The sequence below is a fragment of the Spirosoma pollinicola genome (assembly GCF_002831565.1).
GTDB classification, from domain to species: domain Bacteria; phylum Bacteroidota; class Bacteroidia; order Cytophagales; family Spirosomataceae; genus Spirosoma; species Spirosoma pollinicola.
The window spans coordinates 6,847,245-6,872,396 of record NZ_CP025096.1 but is presented as its reverse complement, the minus strand read 5'-3'; the positions used below and the strand labels follow the sequence as shown (position 1 = coordinate 6,872,396).

Genomic DNA, 25,152 nt, shown 5'->3' with positions numbered 1-25,152 from the left:
CAGCTTTCACTCATTCACTCATTCACTCATGACATATCATCTTCATCTTACCGGCCAGGTTCAGGGCGTGGGCTTTCGGCCTTTCGTCTGGCAATTGGCGCAGTCGATGAAACTGAAAGGAACCGTGAGCAACGGAGCCGATGGGGTGCATATTTATATCGATACCGACTCTACTACGGCGCAGATATTTGCAAGTCGCGTTCAGGCCGAAGCGCCGACAATAGCCCGGATTCAGGCAGTAGAATTAAGTGAAGTAGAACCGATCAATGTTACTGATTTTTCGATTGTTGATAGCCAGGTTATGGGTCTGGTCTCGCTGCAACTCACCCCAGATCTTGCTATGTGTGATGCCTGTCGGGAAGAGGTAACTGACCCGACCAACCGGCGATTTGGCTATGCCTTCACAACTTGTACGCATTGCGGGCCGCGCTATTCTATTTTACAAAAAGTGCCCTACGACCGGCCAATGACGACAATGGCTCCATTTGCCATGTGTGTTGATTGCGAGCGGGAATACAATGACCCAACAAATCGGCGATTCTACGCCCAAACAAACTCCTGCCCCAACTGCCCTGTCGAATTGAGTCTATTTCTGGCTTCGGGACAGTGTGTGACTGGTTCGCAGGCTGAACTGATTGGCTATATAATTGACGCGCTCGACGCGGGTCAAACGGTGGCGGTGAAAGGCGTTGGTGGCTATATGTTAGTTTGCGATGCGACGAATGCAGAGGCCATCAGGCAACTCCGCGAACGTAAACATCGCCCCACCAAACCGCTGGCTGTTCTGTACCCGAGCGTAAACCAAGTACAACGGGATTGCTGCGCTGGCGACGACGAACTGGCTTTGCTGATGAGTCCGGAATCGCCTATTGTATTACTCGATAGACGTCCCGAAACTGCATCCCGGCTGGCCATTGACTCACTGTCGCCGGGACTTAGCCAGTTGGGTGTCATGTTACCCTACGCACCATTACTGGCCCTAATTGCCGGAATGTTCGATTTGCCGTTGGTAGCAACAAGCGGCAATGTAAGCGGATCGCCAATTTGTTACACAAATCAGCAGGCGCTGGAGCAACTGCCCGCCGTTGCGGACTTTATTCTGACACATAATCGGGATATTGTTGTGCCACAGGATGATTCGGTCATGCGCCTGTCGCCAACCCATCGTCAGCCTATTGTGTTGCGTCGTTCGCGGGGTCTGGCTCCGACCTTTCTACGGCCTGGTTTCGTGAACCCGAATACCAATATCCTCGCCCTTGGTGCGTCGATCAAAAGCACGTTCGCCTGGCAGTTACGTAGCAATACATACGTCAGTCAATACCTCGGCGATCTGGAAAGTTATGACACACAAACCAGATTTCGGGCCACACTCGGCCATTTTTTGCGGCTTTTTGCGGCAGCACCTGAGGTTATTTTGGCCGATCAACATGAAGGCTATTTTTCAACGCAACTGGCCCGTGAGTTAGCGGTAATCTGGGGTGTTCCACTCATAGCGATTCAGCATCACGAGGCACACCTGGCCGCTGTGTTGGCCGAAAACGAGTTAACAAATCAAGATGAGCCTGTTCTGGGTGTTATCTGGGATGGAACGGGCTACGGAACAGACAGGCAAATTTGGGGTGGGGAGTTTATTTCCTACCAGAACGGCCTCTTCGATCGGGTAGGGCACTTCGATTATTTCGACGCGCTGTTAGGGGATAAAATGCCGCGCGAACCCCGGATTTCGGCTCTGTCGCTGACTGCTGAACTGCCCGAAGCCTACACAATTCTTCGCTCGAAGTTCACGGATAAAGAGTGGAGTCTGTATCGTAAACTATGTGTGGAGAATAAAGTGAAAACCAGCAGTGTTGGGCGGCTTTTCGATGCTGCCGCAGCTCTTTTGGGTCTGGCTGATCGGGTTAGTTATGAAGGCGAGGCCGCGTTATTACTGGAAAATACTGCCGCTCAATACGTTCGAACGAACGGTTACGAAACGTCCCAAAGCTACTTGCCTGACACGCTACCGACGACTCAAGTGCCAACGCGAGCCATCGTTGCGGGTATAGTCCACGATATTCAGGCCGGCAAGTCCACTAGCCAGATTGCCGCCAACTTTCATTATACACTGGTGCAGGCCGTGGGTGCTGTTGCCCGGCAAACGGGTATTCGGCAATTGGCCTTTAGTGGGGGCGTTTTTCAGAACGCGCTGCTCGTAGACTGGCTCAGGCACGAACTGGAACCAACCTATCAACTCTATTTCCATTGTCAGCTTTCACCCAACGATGAGTGCATCTCGTTTGGCCAACTGACCCATCATACATCGATAAGACAGAATACGTCACGTTTAAAAACTGAAACCAGCCATGTGCTTAGCCATTCCCGGTAAAATAAAATCCATTGAATATCAATACGATGGATTGGTTCGTATGGCCCGCGTGAATTTCGGGGGTATCATTAAAGAAGCGAGTTTAGACATGGTTCCGAGTGCTCAAGTAGGCGACTATGTGCTGGTGCATGTGGGCGTTGCCATCAGTATTGTAGACGAAGAAGAAGCCGAGAAAACGTTTGCCTACCTGCGTGAAATCGGCGATCTGGATGAACTAACGGAAAGTAGCCAAATTGACCGCCACGCCGTATGAAACACCTCACCGAATACCGAGACCCCGAACTGGTAGAACAATATATTCAGGAGTTGCACCGAACCGCCACCCGCCCCTGGACGATCATGGAGGTGTGCGGAGGACAAACGCATGGGCTGGTAAAAAATGGTATTCTGAACCTGCTTCCCGACCTCGTTACAATGGTACACGGGCCGGGTTGTCCGGTCTGCGTAACGCCCGTTAACCTGATCGACAAGGCGGTGTATCTGGCCGAAGAAAAGAACGTAATACTTTGCTCCTTTGGCGATATGATCCGGGTGCCGGGGTCAACCAAAAGCCTTCTCGACGCGAAAGCGGGCGGGGCCGACGTTCGGATTCTGTATTCGCCGTTGGAAGCCGTTCGGCTGGCGCGCGAAAACCCCGACCGTGAGGTAGTGTTTTTTGCCGTTGGCTTCGAAACGACGGCTCCGGCCAATGCGCTTTCGGTAGTACAGGCTCAGAAACTGAGACTCAAAAACTATTCGATTCTGGCGTCGCATGTGCTGGTGCCGCCCGCTATGGAAGCTGTCATACAAGATGACGACACTAATATTCAAGGTTTTCTGGCGGCTGGCCACGTTTGTGCCATTATGGGTACGGGCGAGTACGGCCCGCTGGTCGAGCGCTATAAAATGCCGATGGTTGTAACGGGCTTTGAGCCGGTCGATCTGTTGCAGGGTATTCTGATGGTGGTACGGCAACTGGAGCGGGGTGACTACAAGCTCGAAAACCAGTATACCCGCATCGTGCGGCCCGAAGGCAATCCCGAAGCCCGGCGCATCATTGAGCAGGTATTTGAGGTGGTTGACCGCGAGTGGCGGGGCATCGGAAATATCCCCGGCAGTGGCTGGGCGGTACGTGCTGAACTAGCCGACTTCGATGCTGACCGGAAGTTCTCGGTTTCTATTCCCAAAGTGCCCGAATGCTCCGATTGTATAGCAGGTCTGGTGCTGAAAGGCATCAAAAAGCCGCGCGAATGCAGTCAGTTCGGACGGGCCTGCTCACCCGAACGGCCCCTGGGCGCACCCATGGTTTCGTCGGAGGGCGCTTGCGCGGCTTATTATCATTTTTCAATGAGTGAATTAGTGAATGATTGAATGGCTGGGATGCCGTTCTAACTATACACATCAGCAATTCACTCATTCAGTCATTCACTCATTCTATATATATGCAACTTCACTGTCCTATGCCGAAACTCGATTTCGACATCATTACGCTCGGTCACGGCAGCGGGGGCATTCTGACCAATAAATTGCTCGAAGCGGGCGTGTTTGACCTGCTTAGTAATCCGTTGCTCGATACCCACCACGACGGAGCCATGCTGAACCTGACGGGCCGCGTGGCGTTCACTACAGACAGTTACGTTATCTCGCCCGTATTCTTTCCCGGCGGCAACATTGGCGAACTAGCCGTAAATGGAACCGTCAATGATCTGGCTATGTGCGGGGCCATCCCTAAGTATCTGTCGCTGGGGTTTATTCTGGAAGAGGGCCTGACGATGGCCGAATTCTGGGATATTCTGGTTAGTATCAAAGGTGCTTCTGAACGGGCCGGTGTACAGATCGTTACGGGCGACACCAAAGTGGTCGAACGCGGAAAGGGAGATAAGATTTTTATCAATACCTCCGGTATCGGCGAACTGCATCCACAGGCCAATATCAGCATAAAAAATGTTCGGGCTGGCGATAAAATTATCGTTAGCGGGCATATTGCTACGCACGGCATGGCGATCATGTCGGTGCGCGAAGGGCTGGAATTTGAAACCAGTCTGACCAGTGATACGGCACCGTTGAACCACACCGTTTTGGCGTTGCTGGACGAATTTGGTCAGGATATTCATCTCCTGCGCGACCCTACCCGTGGGGGCGTGGCAACCGTGTTGAATGAAATTGCCCGCGACCGGAATGTGGGAGCCACCCGTGTAGGTATCGACCTGAAACAAGCGGCTATTCCGGTACTCGATGAGGTAGCGGGCGCTTGCGAACTGCTAGGGCTAGACCCGCTCTACGTAGCCAACGAAGGCGTTTTTCTGGCTATTATCGCGCCGGAAGTAGCTGATGCTTTTCTCGAAAAACTACAAACACTCGACTATGGACAGTCGGCCGCCATCATTGGCGAAGTCGTTGCTGAACACCCCGGGCAGGTCGTCCTGACAAGTCGCATCGGCGGTCGCCGGGTGGTAAATATGCTGGTCGGCGAACAACTGCCGAGAATTTGTTAATTCTATGCTACTCACTACGCCCAATTTAACGCAATCCTTGCCCGGCCTTCCCCCAGTGGTGGGGTTAAATACCGTCTTTCGGGGGAGTGCGGGTCATCCATTTCTGGCCCCGCGTGGCGTATGGACAGTAGGCGGGCGGTTGATGGTATCTGATACGGGCCAGAATCGCGTTTTTATCTGGAATCAGCTTCCTGCTACTGAGTACGCTGAGCCGGATGTTATCCTTGGTCAACTGGATACCGAAGAAACAGGACGAAACTCTGGTGGACTTGTTGGCGCCGATACGCTGCAATACTCATCGGGACTTTGGTCAGATGGGGAGCGGCTTATCGTAGCAGATGCCTGGAATCATCGTGTCCTGATCTGGAACAGCTTCCCAACCCGACATGGTCAACCCGCCGATGTTGTAGTAGGGCAAGCAGATTTTACCAGCAATCAGCCCAACGGGAAAGGTATTGGAGTCACACCAACGAGTAAAACGCTGAACTGGCCGTATGGCGTGACGTCTGATGGTGAACATCTTTGGATTGCCGATACAGGCAACCGGCGTGTGCTGTATTTCGACCATATCCCAACCGAGTCTTTTGCCCCGGCCACAGCAGTAATTGGACAACCTGATTTTACCGAAAGGGACTACGAATCGGCAAATCCAATCTGGCCTTATTCTGTCAAAATTGGCCAGCAGGGACAGATGGCCGTAGCTGATACGCAATACTACCGAACCCTGATCTGGAACGATTGGCGCACGGCAGCCAACCAGCAGGCCGATGTACTGATCGGGCAAGCTGATTTTGAGTCAAATGGTCAAAATCAGTACGGCTTGTTCCCGGCAAAACAAACGCTGAGCTGGACGTACGATGCCCATTTTCACGGCGATGGCCTGCTGGTGGCCGATACGGGTAACAGCCGTATTCTCTGGTTCGACACCGTACCCACGCAACATAACCAACCCGCCGACAACCTGATTGGTCACGCCAGTTTTGCTACCGGTAGTGAGAATGCCAATACCCGTTTTGGTACGGATAAGCAATTGTACTGGCCATTCTCAATTAGTACGGAGGGCAATCAACTCGTCATTGCCGACACAGGCAACCACCGGATCATCATCGGTAGTTTATCAAACGAATAAATAAACAACCAGCATGCAAACACTGCTTCCTCTTTTATTGGCTTTGGGTGTCGGTTTCATGCACGCTTTTGAAGCCGATCATTTAGTAGCGGTGAGCAACATCGTGACCCGTCGAAATAACATCCGGCTGGCGCTGAAAGACGGCGTATTCTGGGGGCTTGGTCACACATCCACCATCCTGATCGTGGGCAGTATTTTTATGCTGGGAAAATTGACCCTGCACGAATCGGACTTTCGTTTTCTCGAAGCGGGCGTTGGCGTGATGCTCGTTACACTGGGAGGCTTACGGTTATACAAGCTGGCGCATCTACCCATGTTAGAACTTACCGCTTCACACGGGCATACACATACCACAGACGGACACGCTCACGGATTGGCCTATGGTGTGGGTCTCATTCATGGTCTGGCGGGTAGTGGTGCTTTAATTTTATCAGTGCTGACTCAGATTAAAGGAACGGGCGCAGGTATGCTGTATTTAGTGTTGTTCGGCATTGGGTCAATAGGGGGTATGATGGTGGCGGCTGGCGTATTCAGTGTACCGTTTTCTGTCCGGTTATTAACGAATCCCGCGGTTCGTACTGGTCTGGTCGTCCTGTCGTCAATGGTTTGTATTGGCCTTGGGGCAATGGTTGTTTATGAAAATGCATTGACGTAATGGACACATATAACGAAACGGATTTTGTACTTTACGCTCTGGCCGAAATGAAAATTCCGGTGCTGAAACATACCGGTAAGCATATTACGCTGGCCAATGGGTATCAGATTGAGGTTGAAAAACGCGATTTATATCGACTGAGCGTCGATGGTTTTGTGATTTCACCGTTCGATGATATGGGCGTGTTGTGCCAGTTTATTCAGCGAAACAACGCGAGTAAAGATGATGATTGATCTGTCGATTATTGCCCTTTCGGAAAGCTTGTCGAAACCCGGTAACTATGCACTAATTCTGGAAGATACAGTGGGTAAACGACGCATACCGCTTATCATTGGTGCCAATGAAGCACAGGCTATTGCCGTAGCGATGGAGAAGATGCAGCCCCTGCGCCCCTTCACCCACGACCTGTTTTATCAAACCCTAAAGCAGGTAGGTATTCTCCTGAAAGAAGCCGTCATTACACGGGTTCAGGACGAAATTTTTTACGCCATTATTTGTCTCCTGACTCCCGCTGGAGAAATCCTCAGGCTAGACGCCCGCCCATCTGATGCCATTGCGCTATCCGTGCGCTTCGATTGCCCACTTCGCGCCAATGCCGACGTTGTGGATACATCCGGCTATTTTGTTGACGATAAAACCCGCGACAAGAAAGGCTCCTACGCCGAGTACACCATGGCTGAGCTGGAAGAACTGCTTGCCAAAATTATTAAAAAAGAAGACTACGAAAGTGCCGCCCGTGTGCGCGATGCCATCGACCGAAGAAAGAAGTTAGGATAAACGGAACTATCGTAATTGGTAAGTCGTAGCTATATTGCTTCATAAAATCATTACCGTTACCCATGCTATTCTTCTATAGTAAAGCCCTGCACATCATTTTTGTCGTAACCTGGTTTGCCGGGCTGTTTTATTTTCCCCGTTTATTGATCTACGTTACCGAAGCTGAAACACAGCCTGAACCAGGGCGTAGTATTCTCCAAAACCAATTACTACTCATGCAGCGTCGGCTGTGGTATGGTATCACCTGGCCGTCGGCAGTGATCACGTTACTCTTGGGCCTGAACACATGGTATAATTACGGTTCAACACCGGACTGGCTGATTTATAAGCTGGTATTGGTAGCGGGGCTGTACGTTTATCATATTCTGTGTCACGTTGTTTTTCGTCAGCAGCAGCGGGGAGAGTTTCGCTACACGTCTACTCAATTGCGTATCTGGAATGAAGTAGCTACGTTGTTTTTGTTCGGTATCGTATTCCTGGTTGTTCTGAAAGATGCCCTGAGTATGGTATGGGGAATGCTAGGCCTTTTGGCGCTGATCGTTTTACTAATGATTGGGATTCGTGTTTATCGTCGTTTTAGGGAACATTAAATTTACTTTTCTACTGTGTATTATAATTTTTAATATTTATTAATTTATTTTCATTGGTTATCAATGTATTGTAGTCTCCTATGTCTATTTTAGCTGACCAAAAAGTAAATAAAATTGGCTTTTGGGAAACAATGTCTAATTATTGTGCCATATCCGTAATGCCTGTCAGATGCAACTTATTTTTACGTCATTAGATCCTAATTATCGACTTAGAGAATACTCCTGGTGGTTCACTAATCTGGAAACTATCTGTGATGTATTAAACTCTGTTGTGGCTAAAGGAAGCCAGCTTATCAGGGCCGAATTTGTAGACCAGGGCCATTGTACTCAACTGCCAGTCAATGCTTTTGATGGCAACGCTTGTTCAGGCGATATTAAGCAGTTAGAACAAGAATGGCAACAAGCTCTGAGTGTTCCTGCAAGTCTGTCGTGTGCTACTAATCAGCACCTTATTGGTGTTGCCCAGCAACAGGCCAAGACGCATGAGAGTCGTATTGCTCAGCTTGAACAGGCTATAAAACTACTGGAGCTACAGCGTCAGCGATTTCAGGATAGCATCTATGGGGAGCCTGGGCGGTCTATCCTGATGAATAGAAACGAGCTTGCCATTCAAGAGCATTTACAGCATCTGGCAATAACGCAGGCTAGTCAACAAACAATTGTAAACCAACTGCGTCTGTTGAACGATAGCAGCGAGGAATAATATAACGGTTGTCCTTATTGTCTCTTCATGGAGTGATCAGGATACTTTATGAATTGTGCGTTTTTTGGCAATGCTATAAAAGCCTAACTTGCCAAAAAACGCGTTTATGACTCTCCAAACCCTTGATACCGGCCTGTTCAAACTTGATGGCGGAGCTATGTTCGGCGTAGTACCTAAGTCGATTTGGCAAAAACAAAATCCGGCCGACGAGCGAAACCTTTGCAACTGGGCATTACGCTGTTTGCTCATCGAAGACGGAAAACGGCTTATGCTGGTCGATACCGGTACCGGCGACAAACAGGATGCTAAATTTTTCGGCTACTATGATCTGCCTAATGGCAAAACCTTAACGGGTGCTGTCGAACAGGCGGGCTACTCTATCAACGATGTAACGGATGTGCTATTGACCCATCTGCATTTCGACCATGCCGGTGGGGCTGTACGGTATACCGATGCCAGCCACACCAAACTCGAAGCGACCTTTCCGCAGGCAACCTATTGGAGCCATAGCGGCCAGTGGGACTGGGCCACCAGCCCTAACCCCCGCGAACGGGCTACTTACCTGCGCGAAAATTTCATGCCCTTACAGGAGAATGGTCAGCTGAAATTCATTGACCGCGAAAGCCTGAACCTGCCGGGAATCGAGTTGCTCTATGTGGATGGGCATACAGAAAAAATGACCTTACCAACCTTTCAGCTTGGCGAGCGGAACGGTAAACCGCGCACGGTAGCTTTCTGCGCCGATCTAATTCCATCGGTTGCTCATATACCCATTCCTTATGTGATGGGTTATGACGTCCGGCCACTCATAACGATGGATGAAAAGACAAATTTCCTTAATCGGGCTGCCGATGAAGAGTGGCTGCTGGTGTTCGATCACGATCCAACAGTCGAAGCGGCCACAGTGGAGCGAACCGAAAAAGGAATTCGGGTAAAGGACAAGGGGACCCTGGCAGAATTGTTATAACACAAGCAGCGCGGATGGTTTGCCGTTATAACAGAAGCCCGTCCTATTTACCTCCCCAAAAACCAAACCTTTATGCCTGCTGTTAACGAGTTATGAAAATCGGTCTTGTATTATCAGGTGGTGGAGCACGCGGGATAGCACATCTGGGTATTATAAAAGCCTTGCAGGAGATGGGTATAGCCTTCGATCAGATTGCCGGTACCAGTGCCGGGGCTATTGCTGGGGCGTTGGTAGCGCAAGGATATACACCCGACGAAAGTTTGAAAATAATTGAATCATCTTCATTTATGCGTCATTTGCGGCCCGCCTGGAACCGCATGGGTCTCCTTCGAATAGATACGGCTATTGATTTATACAAAAAGTATATCCCCCACGATTCATTTGAAGGACTGAAAATTCCGTTGCATGTAGTTGCCGTTGATTTAAATGCCGGGGAGCAGGTCGTGTTTGAAAAAGGAGAACTAGTTCGGCCAGTGCTTGCGTCCTGTTGTTTGCCGGGAATTTTTGAGCCCATGCTTATTCATAAACGACAGTTCGTAGACGGTGGCGTACTTAATAATTTGCCTGTCGATGTGATTGAGCACAAAGTTGACTTTATCATTGGTTCACATTGCAATGTTTTAGGGCCGCGTAAACCCATCACATCCATGCGCGGGGTAATAGAGCGTAGTCTGGTGCTGGCGGTACAGAGCAAAACCAGAGAGCGATTTGCTAAATGCAACGTTGTCATCGAACCTCCTCAACTGGCACAATATGGCACAACCGATATTCGAAAAGCTCGCGATTTATATCGCGTGGGGTATCAATATACGCGCTCAATGGCTTCGGATATCGAAAAAGCCTTTAATCAGGCAACTCTGATGCGACCTTAACTTACAGACTTCTCGCTAACCACATGCCGGACTTCACAGTCCGGCATTTTTGTTGTTAAAAACTCCTGCGTGTCTATATCGAAGTAAGGTGGACAGGTTGTTTAGCCAATACGTTATTGTATACTAAAAACTAATTTTTGTTTATAAAGCTATTTAGTTCTAAAATTATTAAATAATTTTAATGTGGTAAACAAACTTATTTTTAGCTGTCATCTGACAAAAATATAATTGACTTACTACTTAAGTATTAATGTGAAATGGATAGTAAGTATATGTAGTAACTATATACATGTGAAGCACAGTAATCTTACACGGAAAAATATAATTAAATAGCGGCTATATGGTATAAATGTAGCCTTTTTGGTAGTTCTGACCTTCTTCGATATACATTACTATCCAGTTGTTTCGGAAAACGCTTCTCTTCTTAATTAAGGGAAAATACTCTTTTTTGAAAAAATAATAATATCGTACATAAAAGAATACGTCTATAAGAAGTTGAATTATTCTGCTATATCAGATGAATATGTTAGAATTACTTATACGTACAATGTTCTGTTTATTAGCCTAAATTAAAATAATTTTATTTGTTTGAGCAGGAGGTTGTCATTTAAATCAAAATATTATTCGCTTATAGTTGATTTTTATAGATTTTTTTTTGGTTTGAAGTTATTTGTACAAAAAATTTGCAATGAATTTTTTGATTACATAGTTTTGTAGAAAGTAAGGAGTTTCTTAACCTAACACTAAATTACCTATGAGTAGAATTCTATTGTTGAGTTTCCTTCTGGTAAGCTCACTCTGGTCCACAGCTTGGGCTCAGGAAAGAAGAATTGTCGGCAAGGTTACGTCGGCAGAAGATGGGTCGTCTCTTCCAGGCGTTTCGGTTGTTGTGAAAGGCACGTCGAAAGGAACCAGCACTGATGCGAGCGGTATTTTTGATATGTCCGTGCCTGCTAAGGGCACCACGCTGGTGTTCAGCTTTGTGGGTGTTACGACACAGGAAGTAGTTGTCGGTAATCAATCGGAAGTGAATGTGAGTTTAGTCTCCGATTCTCGTTTACTTACCGAAGTTGTTGTAACGGGTAGCGGTGTTGCTACCAGCAAAGCCAAACTGGGCATTGCCATTGAATCCGTTTCGGCAAAAGATTTGCCACAAACACCAACGGCTTCGATTGATCAGGCGCTTGTTGGTAAAATTCCGGGTGCACAAATTTCCTCCACCAGCGGTAACCCCGGCGATCCCGTCAACATCCTGCTACGTGGTATCAACAGCGTACAGGGCGGTACCAAACCCCTGATCATGGTGGATGGCGTACAGGTAGCTGCTACCGACATCAACTCGCTTGATTTAAGCAACATAGAGCGTATCGAGGTTGCGCAGGGTGCGGCTTCGGCTTCGATCTATGGGGCGCAGGGAGCTAATGGCGTAATTCAGGTGTTCACCAAAAAAGGAAAGAAAGGCCGCACCTCAGTTAATTTTTCGTCCAGCTTCTCAGCCAATGAATTCCTAAATACGGGAAATGTCCGTAAAGCAGATTTACATCCGTATTTGACCGACGGCAACAATAACATCGTTGATGCTAAAGGTAATATTCTGGATTACACCGAGAATGGCGCTATTACGGGTATTTCCTATAAATATGGTGGTGCAACGCGTTATGCCATTCAGGATATCCGCAATGATGCCAATACACCCTACAGTGGCAACCTGAAGTATTATGACCATTTCAAACAGGTATTTAGCACGGGGATCACGTCAAACAACAACGTCAATGTGTCGGGCGCTTCAGAAAAAAGCGACTTCAACATTGCTGCCTCTAATAACCACACGACGTCGCCAATCCTGACGAAAGAGAATGGGTATATTGACCGTAGTAACTTGTCGGCTAACATCGGCACCGAGATTTTCAAAGGCTTCACCATCCGTTCGACTACCCAATTGGTTTACACTAAAAACACCCTGAAGCCAGGTTTAGGGGCTATGTACTCGCCTTTTAATGGCGGAAGTGGTAATGTGGGACAGGTGTATGGCTTTTTGAATACATCGCCGTTTTTTGACCTGACTCGTAAACTGTCTGATGGAACCTATCCGGTTTACCCAACGGCTGACTTTTTGAGCGTTAACGCCGGTAACCCTTACTACCAGGCAGCCTATACGGATGCGATCAACAATAAAATCGACGTTCTTCAGAATTTCCAGGCTGAATATAAGATCAACAAATTTTTGACGCTGGATGGTAAATATGGTATCAACTACCGGAATGAAACGGCTCGCTGGACCTATTTAAATCAGTCGCAAAATATCACCTCAGAATATTACGGCTCTTATGCGAGCAACTACGCCCCTGACAACAAGGGTGAAATCGACAACTTCCAATACACGAATACATTCCAGAACTTTCTGGGTACGGCCTTTATCCGGACTGATTTTCAGAATGATTTCCATATAAATCTGCCTATCCAGACCAGCACGCAGGTATCGTTCGATTACCGCAAGAACAAGTCGACGCAATACGATACCTACGGTGTAGGCTTGAGTACAGCGCCACCCTTCAACGTGGCGGCTACTGCATCACAGGCAGTTGATAAGGATATTGTGACACCGTTCATTACTTACGGCTATCTGGTAAACCAGAAAGTTGATTTTGGTGATTATGGTGGCATCACGGCTGGTTTCCGGACTGACTGGTCGTCGGCCTTTGGTGCAGGGTCTACGCCGTTCACCTTTCCTCACTTCGATGGTCACGTTTCTCCATTGTCGTTCTTCAAGAACAGCAGCATTGCCAATGCCTTACCATACTTCAAATTACGGGCAGCTTATGGCGAAGCGGGTATTCAGCCGGGTGCATTTGACCGCTACCCTGTATTGAGCCAGCGGAATCTGGGTTCAGGTTTGGTGTATACCATTCCCACAACGACCCAGAATCCAAACCTGAAAGTGGAGGTGTCGAAAGAGCTCGAAATTGGTACTGACTTTACCATCGGCGGCAATTCGAATCGTACATGGTTTAACTCGATTTCGGGTGCGTTTACGTACTGGAAACGCTCAAGTGCCAACGTAATTTACACCGTAAGCGTACCACCATCGCTGGGTTCGACAGGGCAGTTGACCAACGCTATCGACATGTCGTCAAACGGGGTTCAATTCTCGCTTAGCTTGCCAATTTACCGGTCTAAAGACCTGAAATGGGATTTCACGACCAACTTCGGTCATCAGATCTCTAAAATTGATGCTATTTCGGGAGGTGCCGACATTATCCTGACATCGCTTGCCGGTAGCACCGCACTGGTTCTAACGCCCGGTCAGCCAATTGGTCAGGTGTATGGCTACAAAGCCTTAACCAGCCTGGACTATGTCAATCAGGAAGGCGTACGGTACATTAGCGCTGCAAACGAAGGGGGCTACCAGCTGGTGGATGGACGTGTTGTCAGCAAAACGACTTACCAGCCTCAGTTCACCAACGAAACCTATCCGTTAATGAACCCGAACCCCAAGTTCAACATGTCGTTTATCAATGGGGTTAGCTTCAAAAACTTCGTGACGCTGAACTTCCAGTTTGACTGGGTTTATGGCAGCAAACTTTACAACCAGACGAAAGAATGGATGTATCGTGATGGTATCAGCGGAGACTTCACCAAACAGGTTACTATTGATGGCAAAACGGGTGCCTTCCCAGCGTACTGGTCGGGTGCGTATTATAACTTATGGGGTAGCACACGGGGCGCGGGTAACAACGCCACCAAAGATTTCTTCGTAGAAGATGCGTCGTTTGTACGGTTACGGAACATTTCGCTGGCTTTCGATATCGCCAAGATTGTTAAACTACCCTACCTGAACAAAGCACAGATCGTCTTTACGGGCCGCAACCTGATGACCTTCACCAAATACACGGGCTATGATCCTGAAGTTAGCTCAGGTTCGTCGAACTCGTCGTTTGACCGGGGTGTCGATCACAGCACACTGCCGAACACTAAGTCGTATCAGGTGGGTCTGAACATTGGTTTCTAATCACTTAAGTTATAAGGAGCAGCAGGTGAGTTAATTACTTACTGCTTGGATACTAAGTACTTACAACTTAATTTCTTTTAAGATGAAACGTATCACTAAAAATAAATTTTTCTCCACCGCTCTTTTCGCGACCCTCATGCTTGCCGGGGTCTCTTGTAAAGAACAACTGGATGTGGGCAACCCCAACCAGCCTACCACAGCTGCCAATGTCAACACCGAGACTGGGTTGATTGCATTTGCGCAGGGTGGTGTTTATGTCAACGGTTTCCTGAACGGCGATGGCTGGCTGGGTAATAGCTACTTTTCGTTGCCCTGGGGCTATAGCGAACTGATGGCTGATAACGTGGGGGCGGATGCTTCCAACAACCAGGTGACAACCATTGGTGTTCCCGACTATATTATTCTGGACGATGGTACGAAAGTGACCAACCCGGCTCCACAAGTAGGAATCATTCGGGCTTATAACAGTCGGGCCGCTACGGGTGCTGGCAACAACCCATTGTACTACCAATGGCTGAACATGTATGCCTTGAATAACGTCTGTAATGAGACGTTGGATCTGGTAAGCACCATTTCATTCTCGGGTGATAAGACCAGCCGGGCCAATACGATCAAAGCCTGGTCTTACTGGTGGAAAGGCTATGCCTATGCCTCTATCGGTTCGATGTATTATGCTGGCTTAATTGCCGATAAAACAGGTGCAACGGATGGTGGCTACGTATTGCATGATGCAATGATCACTAAGTCGAACGAGTATTTCAACCTGGCGGCTACTACCCTGGGTTCCATTACCAGTGCGTCGGATTATCAGGCTGTATTAGGCCAGTTGATTCCTTCATTTATGCAGGTAGGCAACGGCGGTGTGCCAACAGTTGACATGTGGAAACGCAACATCAACACGATGCTGGCGCGGAATATTCTGGTTAATAAACTGGCTCCGTTTGTAAACGGCAATCCGGCAGCTACGATCTCCAAGTCGTCGACAACTGCCATGACCGCTGCCGACTGGACCAGTGTATTGACGCTGGCTACCAACGGGATCAAGAAAGGGGATATCGTCTTCACGGAACGTAGCACTGCCTCTAACTCGCCTTTCTCGCCTACGGGTGGAACGGTTGCGGCATTAACGTCAAACGTGAATACCAGCTCGACCTTCAAGATCAGCGAACGCTTTATGCAGTCGTTCAATGCTGGCGACCAACGGGTAGTTAACAACTTCAATACCAAAACGACCTACAAAAACAACTATACGTTTACAACGCGTTATAGCATGGTACCTAATGGCACCGGCGTAACTGGCGTATACGTATACGGGTCTAAGGATATAGGTGCGCATGAAGTCTTCATCGCTGGTAGCTACGAAGAAAACGCACTGATGCTGGCTGAAGCCAATATGCGTCTGGGCAATATCGAAACCGGTTTAGGTTTTGTCGATGCCGTACGGACATATCAGGGTGCTGGTGTTCCAGCCGTTGCCGGTACAAGCCTTACCCTATCGAAAGCGCTTACCGAGTTAACCAAAGAAAGAAGAGTCTCTCTGTTTAGCCGTGGGTTGGCTTTCTATGATCTGCGTCGTTGGGGCTGGACATATCCTATTGCCAGCGGTGGCGGTAGCTATGGCAATACGGTTATCACGAATGCCGGGGCTTTGATTAACAAGAATGTAACGATCGACTACAACTTCATGGATTATTGGGATGTTCCTGCTGATGAAACAGTGTTGAACCCAACAACCGGTGCTGCCATTAAAAACCCTAATTTTTAAGGCCACACCAGGTTTCTAATCCTGCCAAATCCAGTCAGTGAGGCTCCCCGTACATACGGGGAGCCTCTTTTTATGGTATTTAGTCTCTGTAAAATCTGAAACTGCTGGCAAAAAGGTAAACTGCTACGTAAAAGTTTAAACAGCTTCAGCATTAAAAATAGATGGAGAACTTTTTTCGCCGGTTAAATTTCTTGTTCTGACAGAAAAAAGGCTAATTTGAGCCAGTTGGCCAGACAATACATTTATACGATGAAGGTTGATTTTTCGTTTGAAAAAATAGTAGCTTGCTACGTTGACTAATCGTTTGTTTCCTTCAATAGTGTATTTACCTCAAAAACTTTTGCCTAGCGTATAACCTATACATGAGAAAATATTGCGGTATAATTAGTTGGCTAGCGTTGCTGGTCATGTTGCCCGGCTATTTGCTTGCTCAAGGCCAGCGTATAACCGGTAGGGTCACATCGACGCAGGATGGACTGCCAATCCCCGGAGTCAACATCGTAGTGAAAGGAACAACCAATGGCGTTAGTACCGATGCCAATGGTAATTACAGCATCACGGTGCCTGGTAGTTCGGCTATTCTGTTGCTTACCTCGATAGGACTGGTTTCGCAGGAAGTGGCCATTGGTAATCGCTCGGTTGTTAATGTGCAGATGAAGGAAGCGGTCAACGAGTTGACCCAGGTTGTTGTTACAGGGTATAATACGACCCAGCGAAAAGACATTACCGGCTCTATTGCGTCCATTTCGCCCGACAAATTCAAGGATATTCCCGTTGCCAGTTTCGATCAGGCCCTGCAAGGGCAGGCGGCTGGTGTGCAGGTAACGCAGTCATCGGGTACACCCGGTGGTGGGCTTACCGTTCGGATTCGGGGCAATACGTCCATTACGGCCAGTAATAAACCGTTGTTTATTGTCGATGGCGTACCCGTGGAAGATGGGGGGACAGATGGCTTGTCAAGTCGCGATTTTGGCGGACAAACGGATAATGCGTTCGCGCTCTTTAACCCGAACGACATTGAATCCATTCAGGTATTGAAAGATGCTTCGGCAAAAGCAATTTATGGATCGAGGGCTGCGAATGGTGTCGTGCTCATCACCACCAAACGGGGGAAAGCACAGAAAACGACCTTTACGGCCGATGTGCAACGGGGTATAACAGACGTTGTTCGTCGGCCAAATCTGCTCAACTCAACGGAGTTGCTGGAGCTACAGCGGGAAGCCGTTACCAATGCCGGACTGGACCCCGATAAACTGGGCCTGATCAAAGGCGTTACCGATGGACAAAATACCGACTGGATTGATGCTGTACTTCGAAAGGGGGTTTATCAGCAATATCAGTTATCGACGCAGGGCGGCAACGACCGCACGCAATTTTACCTGAGTGGCAGTTACCGCGATGAACAGGGCGTTCAGCTGAACAATCAATTTACCCGTCTAACAGGCCAGATGAAGCTGGACCATAAGGCTACGGATAAGCTTTCGTTTGGCACGAACATCACATTGTCGAGGGCGTTGAACAAGCGCGTCAAAGGCGATAACTTTCTGGATGGCGTTTACTCCGGCGCAATCAAAAGCTTACCTTATTATTCGCCTTACAACGAACAGGGCCGTCTTTATGGTCCGGCCGATACGGAATATGCAGGTTTCCCTAACTTCAATCCGGTAGCGCAGGCTCTGTTGCCCCGTTTCAATGCGTATACGGTTAAGATTCTGGCCGGTTTGTATGCTGAGTATGAAATTCTGCAAAATCTGCGCTTTCGGTCGAAAGTGAACATCGACTATAACAACGTAACCGAAGACCAGTTTGAACCATCGACAACGGCTATTGGCGGCTTTTTGCCCAGTGTAGGCGGACAGGGATATGGTGTTTTCATCAATCAGTCGTATTCTACGTTTGTCAACACCAATACACTGACGTATAATTTTCAGCTCGCAGAAAAACACCAGTTTAATGTGCTGGCCGGTTTTGAAGCCTTGCAGCGTACACAGCGGAGTGGTAATGTTCAGGGTCGGTTGTTTCCCAGTGACGATTTTACATACATAAGTTCAGCCGGTGTGGTTGACCAGGGCGGTTCCAGTGTCGTGAATAGTGGACTGTTATCTACCTTCGGCGAAGCCCGCTACAGCTATGAGGAGAAATACCTGGCCACGATAACCGCGCGTTACGACGGTTCATCCCGCTTTGGACAGAGCCGCCGGTTTGGTGTTTTTCCATCGGCATCGTTGGCCTGGCGCATTTCGAGCGAAAAGTTCATGGAGCAGTTTCGTTTCCTGAGCGACCTGAAACTACGGGCGAGTTATGGCTTTACCGGGAATGAACGCATCGGGGATTTTCAATTTCTGGGTACTTGGGCATCAGCTACTTACAGCGGTTCAACGGGTGTTGCTCCGCAGGCACTGGCCAATGCCAATCTGCAATGGGAACGCACCCGAGAATCCAATATCGGCCTGGATGCTTCCTTTTTCAACGGGCGGCTTAATATAATTCTGGATGCCTATGACAACCTCACTGACAAACTCCTGTTTGCACAACCCATTCCGCAAACGACAGGCTTCAGCACTGTGCAGGGAAATATCGGGAAAGTATCGAACAAAGGTATTGAACTCACTATTTCGACGGTGAATGTAAATAAGGCTGTACGCTGGAGTACCGATTTGAACCTGTCGCACAATAGTAATAAAGTGGTGGAACTGGCCAGTACCGAACCGGTATTTCGGGGGTATCAGGGAAATGGCGTATTTAGAACCAATGTTGTACTACCCGGCCAGCCGTTGGGAACGTTCTGGGGCTTGAAGTTTCTGGGCGTTGACCCGGCCACCGGCGATGCCATCTACGACGACAAAAACGGGGATGGGCGTATTACGCCTGCCGATGGACAGGTGATTGGCAATGCACAGCCTAAACTCTATGGCGGCTTAACGAACAAAGTCTCCTGGAAAGGCATTGACCTCAGTACATTGCTTCAATTCTCATACGGCAATAGCATCCTGAACTTCTCTAACCAGACGTTACTTAATTCCGGTGCTGATATTCAGAATAATCAGGTACGGCAGGCCCTCAAACGCTGGAGAAAAGAAGGTGATATCACAAGCGTGCCCCGCTATGTGTATCAGAATACGTATAACAACTATACCAGTAGCCGATTCGTGGAAGATGGATCCTATTTACGGCTGAAGAACGTATCACTTGGCTACAACTTCCCTAAAAAATGGATCAACAAATACAAGGTTGCCAATGCCCGTCTGTATGTATCGGCTACGAATATCCTGACGTGGACCCGTTACTCAGGGGCAGATCCTGAAGTGAGTACCCTTGATGGTTCGACGACTTCGCAGGGCATTGACTTTTTTACGTTTCCTCAGGTGAAAACCGTAGTTGTAGGGGCAACGCTTAGTTTTTAATTCGCTTTACTATGATTCGTTTCTTCCGATATAGTATATTGATAACACTGGTTAGCCTGGCAGCCTGTCAGGAGGTATTGGAGCCTAAACCCGTTACCCTGCTGGTAGATGAGCTGGTGCTCAACGAACCCAATGATGTGCAGCCGGTTCGGATTGGACTCTATAGTGCGTTTCGGGGAATGGCTTCGCCTAACATTATTGCCGGCGATTTTACGGCCGATTACATCCAGGCAAACGGCACGTTTACCGACAATATTGAACTTGGGACGAAGCGCATTACAGCCACCAACGGCGCTGTGGATGCGCTCTGGGCTACTATCTATAATACGGTATACGTAGCCAATTTTATCATGGAGCGTTTGCCTTTACTAACTACAGTGCCCGAAGCTACCCGCAAGCAGGTGTTGGCCGAAGCGCACTTTCTGAGGGGATGGGCCAATTTTATTGGTGTTTACACCTTCGGCGATATACCCAAGGTTACGTCCACAAATCAGGTAGCCAATACGACGATTGCACGCACCGCCAAAGCCGATATGCTGGCATCTGTGTTGGCTGACTATCAGGCGGCTCTGGCCGATCTTCCGGCGGTGACATCTGCCTCGACCAACGCTATAACCAATGCGTCTTTTATGAACAAGGTAAATTGTCAGGCCGCTTTAGCCCGGTATTACCTGTATCAGAAAAACTGGGTACAAGCCGAAGCCCTCGCTACAGTGGTGATCAACTCCGGCGTTTATACGCTGGAGGCTAACTACTCGGACCTTGTTTCGAAAGATTTTACGCATGAGGCCATTCTTGAAGTTGGCTATAACCTGACAGATGATCCGGGTACAACGGCCTATAGCCTGAACAATTTACTGGTTGGCCGTCGGGAGGTGATTCCATCGAACCAATTGATTGTCTTGTTGACCTCTGCCGAAGCGGGCACGCGCAATACTACCATTACCTTCAACGCACAGCAACAACGTGGCAATGACAACGGCTGGACGGTACGCAAATATGGTACGGCATCGGAAGATAATAACAACATCGTTCTTATACGCCTGGCCGAAATGTACCTGATTCGGGCAGAGGCCCGGGCGCAACAGGGCAAACTGACGGGTACAACCGGTGCAATTGCCGATTTAAATGTTTTGCGTACACGGGCAAAGGCTCCGGCCATCACAGCAGCCGCTCAGGCTGATGTACTATTGGCCGTTGAGCGGGAGCGCGTATATGAACTGGCTTTTGAAGGGCAACGCTGGTATGACCTGGTTCGGACCGGGCGGGCACAGGCGGTTATGTCGGCGTTTACTGCCAACTGGAATAGTCGCTATGAACTCTGGCCAATACCACAGCGGGAAATTCAACAAAATACGGCCCTCACGCAAAATCCTGGCTATTAACTAGTTATTGGTTATCATGAAAAACCAGATTATACAGAATTATACGAGTACAATTGGTCGCTGGTTGTTTGGCCTGCTGGCTGTTGCGCTTGTTGGTTGGGGAACAAGTGCCTGCGAACCACAGGATTTGGACCGCACTTTTGACGGTCCCTACTTCGTGCGGTTTACAGATACCACACTGACTTACAAGGAAAGTCGTAGCAAACCGATTGCTATTCAGGTTCACAATGCTGGCCCAATTCTGGACCAACCCATCACAGTCAACTATATCGTTACCGGAACCGCTCGTGAGGGGAAAGACTACAGCATTGTCGGCACAAAAGGCACCGTAATTATCCCGGCAAAAGCGAGCACCGGTACTATTATGCTGCAACTTATCAACAACGCCAATAACATTCTGGAGTCGACATCGCTCACGTTCACCCTGACCGGGGTTCAACCCAGTACGCTACAGGTAGGGTTTGGGCAGGAGGGAGTTGTTGGGAAACAGGTGAAAGTGACTATTCAGGATGATTGCCTGCTTGGGGGCCTATATACGGGTAGCGGGCAAATAGGGACGCGGACGTATTCGGTGCCCGATGTAGAAATTACCAGTACCGATTGTAAGCAGTATATACTCAGCAACTGGAATATTGGTATTCCCTTTTTCTCATTCGACGCTATTACGCCTACACTTACCTTCATTGATAATGGCGATAACTCGCTAACCGTTCCATCGCAGGGTAGTGCAGACCTTGGCTCTACAGATACCGTGACGGGGAGGGGGGCCTGGAATCCCACGAACCGGAAAATTTCGCTAACGCTTCAATTCAAACTGGCGCTGAGTGCAACTAAAGACACGACTGTAACTTACACGCAAACATATACACCTCAGTAATTGGTTGTTAGTTACTGGTTATTGAATTATTCGTTATCAGAAATCAGTTAACCGACAATTTTATAGCTAGGTAACTAGTTGACAAACTTCGATCATGCGACATTTTATACGTTTATTGTTTATTACGGGTGTTGTAGGGTGGCTGCTTGGGGGCTGTTCTGAAAAGATAGAGCCTAAGCCCGCAACCTACTCGCAACTGCTGACAGGTACGGAAAAGAAATCCTGGAAAATGGTATCCATTCAGATTATTGATAAGGGTACGGCATCAGGCGTAATTCCTGTCTCGCAGCTTAATGATTGCAGTACAGATGATGTGCTTACATTTTATGCGAATGCTGAGCATAAGTTTGAGGCTAGCCAGGGCGCAAGTATTTGTTACTCGGGTGAACCTGATCTCTATGTGACCGATACCTGGGTACTCGTCAATGCCAATGCAACACTGCAATTTTATATTCCACTTTTGAATGGCGTATACCCGTGGACAATTAAAAACCTGACGGCTACAACGATGACCGTTCAGTATTACTTCCCGGATATTGATGCCAGCTACCAGTTTACGTTCAACTCGACTACTACCAAATAGGCGTATGTTTCGACTACTACTCAGCCTTACATTGCTCGTTCTGTTGACTTCGCAGCTACAGGCGCAGACACCTCAGCAGTGCGCAACCATGCAAATGGATAGCGTGTTGCGTGCCCGGCATCCTGAACTGGGCACTCTCGCCGATTTTGAGCGGGCCTTGCAGAAGAAAATGGTTGACCTCAAAAAACAAATGGCGAATGGTCGAACGGGTTTGGCTACCGTTATCACCATTCCCGTTGTCGTTCACGTGGTGCATAACGGCGAAGCTGTAGGTTCAGGGCGAAATATCAGTCAGGCACAAGTGCAGGCGCAACTGGTAACACTCAATGAAGATTATCGCCGTAAAGCCGGTACGCGGGGGTTTAATGACAACCCGCTTGGAGCTGATATAGAAATCGAATTTTGCTCGGCGGTGGTCAACCCACAGGGACAGGCAATGGCCGAGCCGGGTATTGACCGGTACAATGGGAACCAGGCCAACTGGAACCAGAACAATATTGAAGGCGTACTGAAGCCCAGTACCTACTGGAATCCCGACAAATACTACAACATCTGGGTAGTAGATCTCAATGATGTTGTGTCGGGTGGCGGGCAGTTGCTGGGCTATGCACAGTTTCCGAGCCAGTCAAATCTGGCGGGTATTCCAACCGACAGTCCGGCCAGTACAGATGGTGTTGTGATCGACTATCGTTCGTTTGGTAATGCCGAAAAAGGCAACTTTCCAACCATGCGGGCTACCTATAACCTGGGGCGCACACTATCGCACGAAACCGGTCACTGGCTGGGTCTGCGTCATATTTGGGGCGATGCCAACTGTGGTGATGATTTCTGTGCTGATACGCCCCCGCAGGCATCGGCCAGCAGCGGTTGCCCCCTGGGGCGGGTGAGTTGCGGGTCCACTAACATGGTGCAGAATTACATGGACTACTCCAACGATGCCTGCATGAATATCTTTACCCTGAATCAGAAAGACCGTATCCGGGCTGTTATGGCGCTTAGTCCCCGACGGCTCAGTCTGTTATCATCCAACGTATGCGGCACGCAGGTGGCTACCCGCCCGGTATCAAACTTCCGGGCTGATAATCAACAGGTTTTATTGGGCGGACAGATCAAGTTTACGGACCTGTCAGACGGATTCCCGACGAGTTGGTCATGGACATTTGAGGGCGGCACGCCAGCTACGTCAACCGCGCAAAATCCTACGGTTACCTATAATCAGCCGGGTATATTTTCTGTAACGCTGGTCACCACCAATGCCATCGGCCAGTCGACGCCATTGGTTCGTACAAAATACATTGAAGTACTGAATCAGGGACTCTGCAACGAGATCACCAACTTCAACGGAACTCCCAGCGTGTTGCGGGAAGTAAACGGCACGGGTTATGTAGCGGGTCAAAATAGTCATCGGAGTCAGGCTGTGTCGGAGTTTTTTGCCAATAAACTGGCCTATACCAATCTGGCCGGGGCATCTATCAAGTTTGGTGTTGCCAAAGCCGCTAAAGGCGCCACCAGCGAATCGGTTGTGACGGTTACTGTCTGGAACGGACGTGGTTTTCAGGGTGGTCCCGGTGCGATTCTGGGCGAGAAAGATGTGCCGCTGCGGGTTATTCTGGCCGACGTGGCCGCCAACCGCCCAACCACCGTTACCTTCGATAAGAACGTACCGGTAAGCGGTCTGGCTTACCATGTGGGCGTGGCCTTCCCCTATGCCTCGGGCGATACTGTTGCGGTAGTGACCACGAAAAACGGGGAATCGCTGGACGCAACATCCTGGCGGAGAAATTCGCAGGGCAACTGGCTTCGGTATGCCGATAGTCTGGGGCTGAATGTAGCGCACAATATTGTGGCCCGCGTGGGTCAGAAGCCATCGGTGCAGGTAGCGGCATCGTCAATCTTTATAAACCCCGGCGAAACCGTTACGCTGGATGCCCGTGGAGCCAGCGTCTTTACCTGGGTGGGCAACGGTTTGAATACGACCCTGGGGCCGCAGGTGATTGCCCAGCCAACCCAAACCGCTTCGTATACTGTGGTAGGATCAGGACTGGATTTGTGCAGTACCACAGCGGTCGTTACGGTTAACGTTCGGGCTGGCACCGTAACGGCATCAACGCCACTGGCCGAACAGGCGCTTCAAGTAACGCCTAACCCCAGCGATGGGCAGATGATGGTGCTCTTCAGCGGCCCGCAGCGGGGTGCCCTCACCCTGGGCGTTCGTAGCATTACCGGCGTTGAACTAATGAAGCAAAGTCATCAAAAAACAAGCGATACCTTCCAGCAAACACTCGACATTAAATATGCCCCAACGGGTGTATATTTTGTCGAGATTAGGCTAGGGGAGGATGTGTTTAGGAAACGGGTGGTGAAGCAGTAAGTAGTACAGTCCCACTTAACAGCAATAGTAACAAAACAAGCGTTAGGTAAGGAGCCAATTGGCTCCTTACCTAACGCTTGTTTTGTTACTATTGCTACTAGATAAGATATTGATTCATCTACATACATATAGGTTAGCGTGAAGGTTAACCAATGGATAGTAAAACCTCCATTAAAGCTTGTATTTTTAAGTTATATTTTATAATTTTTAAGTTTACGATTGATAT

At 48.8% G+C, this 25,152-nt stretch carries 19 protein-coding genes; all 19 read left to right on the top strand.

Annotated elements, in window-relative coordinates:
• Nucleotides 1-28 precede the first annotated feature (28 nt).
• The 19 genes from hypF to CWM47_RS28820 all read left to right on the top strand — a co-directional run bounded on the left by hypF (nucleotide 29) and on the right by CWM47_RS28820 (nucleotide 24,926).
• Nucleotides 29-2,365 carry a carbamoyltransferase HypF gene (gene hypF, locus CWM47_RS28910; protein ID WP_100992068.1) on the top strand — a complete coding sequence of 779 codons (2,337 nt, stop codon included), beginning with the start codon at nucleotides 29-31 and terminating at the stop codon, nucleotides 2,363-2,365.
• Nucleotides 2,343-2,618, top strand: coding sequence for a HypC/HybG/HupF family hydrogenase formation chaperone (locus CWM47_RS28905; RefSeq protein ID WP_100992067.1), 276 nt, complete (start codon nucleotides 2,343-2,345; stop codon nucleotides 2,616-2,618). The genes hypF and CWM47_RS28905 overlap by 23 nt, the downstream gene beginning before the upstream one ends.
• Nucleotides 2,615-3,715, top strand: coding sequence for a hydrogenase formation protein HypD (gene hypD, locus CWM47_RS28900; RefSeq protein WP_100992066.1), 1,101 nt, complete (start codon nucleotides 2,615-2,617; stop codon nucleotides 3,713-3,715). Before CWM47_RS28905 ends, hypD begins: the two co-directional genes overlap by 4 nt.
• Nucleotides 3,716-3,804: 89 nt before the next feature.
• Nucleotides 3,805-4,839, top strand: a complete 1,035-nt coding sequence (hypE, locus tag CWM47_RS28895; RefSeq protein ID WP_100992065.1) for a hydrogenase expression/formation protein HypE — start codon at nucleotides 3,805-3,807, stop codon at nucleotides 4,837-4,839.
• Nucleotides 4,840-4,843: 4 nt separating this feature from the next.
• Nucleotides 4,844-5,968: an NHL repeat-containing protein gene (locus tag CWM47_RS28890; RefSeq protein ID WP_100992064.1), complete on the top strand. Its 1,125-nt coding sequence runs from the start codon at nucleotides 4,844-4,846 to the stop codon at nucleotides 5,966-5,968.
• 13 nt (nucleotides 5,969-5,981) lie between these two features.
• A complete protein-coding gene (locus CWM47_RS28885; RefSeq protein WP_100992063.1) occupies nucleotides 5,982-6,623 on the top strand; it encodes an urease accessory protein in 642 nt (213 codons plus the stop codon).
• A complete protein-coding gene (locus CWM47_RS28880; RefSeq protein WP_100992062.1) occupies nucleotides 6,623-6,856 on the top strand; it encodes a hypothetical protein in 234 nt (77 codons plus the stop codon). Before CWM47_RS28885 ends, CWM47_RS28880 begins: the two co-directional genes overlap by 1 nt.
• The gene (locus CWM47_RS28875) at nucleotides 6,846-7,400 is read left to right on the top strand and encodes a bifunctional nuclease family protein (RefSeq protein WP_240625512.1); all 555 of its coding nucleotides are present in this window, start codon (nucleotides 6,846-6,848) and stop codon (nucleotides 7,398-7,400) included. The genes CWM47_RS28880 and CWM47_RS28875 overlap by 11 nt, the downstream gene beginning before the upstream one ends.
• A gap of 62 nt (nucleotides 7,401-7,462) precedes the next feature.
• Complete coding sequence (locus tag CWM47_RS28870) at nucleotides 7,463-7,990, top strand: CopD family protein (protein ID WP_100992061.1); 528 nt, start codon at nucleotides 7,463-7,465, stop codon at nucleotides 7,988-7,990.
• A gap of 169 nt (nucleotides 7,991-8,159) precedes the next feature.
• Entirely contained in the window at nucleotides 8,160-8,693 is a 534-nt protein-coding gene (locus CWM47_RS28865) for a hypothetical protein (RefSeq protein ID WP_157816081.1), read from the top strand.
• A 106-nt stretch (nucleotides 8,694-8,799) separates the two neighbouring features.
• Nucleotides 8,800-9,660 (top strand): MBL fold metallo-hydrolase, encoded by an 861-nt coding sequence (locus CWM47_RS28860; RefSeq protein ID WP_100992059.1) that lies wholly within the window; start codon nucleotides 8,800-8,802, stop codon nucleotides 9,658-9,660.
• 92 nt (nucleotides 9,661-9,752) lie between these two features.
• Complete coding sequence (locus CWM47_RS28855; protein WP_100992058.1) at nucleotides 9,753-10,532, top strand: patatin-like phospholipase family protein; 780 nt, start codon at nucleotides 9,753-9,755, stop codon at nucleotides 10,530-10,532.
• 754 nt (nucleotides 10,533-11,286) lie between these two features.
• Entirely contained in the window at nucleotides 11,287-14,541 is a 3,255-nt protein-coding gene (locus CWM47_RS28850) for a SusC/RagA family TonB-linked outer membrane protein (protein ID WP_100992057.1), read from the top strand.
• An 82-nt stretch (nucleotides 14,542-14,623) separates the two neighbouring features.
• Nucleotides 14,624-16,306 (top strand): RagB/SusD family nutrient uptake outer membrane protein, encoded by a 1,683-nt coding sequence (locus tag CWM47_RS28845; protein WP_100992056.1) that lies wholly within the window; start codon nucleotides 14,624-14,626, stop codon nucleotides 16,304-16,306.
• Nucleotides 16,307-16,668: 362 nt separating this feature from the next.
• Nucleotides 16,669-19,710, top strand: coding sequence for a SusC/RagA family TonB-linked outer membrane protein (locus tag CWM47_RS28840; protein WP_100992055.1), 3,042 nt, complete (start codon nucleotides 16,669-16,671; stop codon nucleotides 19,708-19,710).
• A gap of 11 nt (nucleotides 19,711-19,721) precedes the next feature.
• Nucleotides 19,722-21,095, top strand: a complete 1,374-nt coding sequence (locus CWM47_RS28835) for a RagB/SusD family nutrient uptake outer membrane protein (protein ID WP_100992054.1) — start codon at nucleotides 19,722-19,724, stop codon at nucleotides 21,093-21,095.
• 16 nt (nucleotides 21,096-21,111) lie between these two features.
• Nucleotides 21,112-21,972, top strand: a complete 861-nt coding sequence (locus tag CWM47_RS28830; RefSeq protein WP_100992053.1) for a hypothetical protein — start codon at nucleotides 21,112-21,114, stop codon at nucleotides 21,970-21,972.
• A gap of 94 nt (nucleotides 21,973-22,066) precedes the next feature.
• Entirely contained in the window at nucleotides 22,067-22,555 is a 489-nt protein-coding gene (locus tag CWM47_RS28825; RefSeq protein WP_100992052.1) for a hypothetical protein, read from the top strand.
• Between the two features lie 4 nt (nucleotides 22,556-22,559).
• Complete coding sequence (locus CWM47_RS28820) at nucleotides 22,560-24,926, top strand: M43 family zinc metalloprotease (RefSeq protein ID WP_100992051.1); 2,367 nt, start codon at nucleotides 22,560-22,562, stop codon at nucleotides 24,924-24,926.
• Nucleotides 24,927-25,152 lie beyond the last annotated feature (226 nt).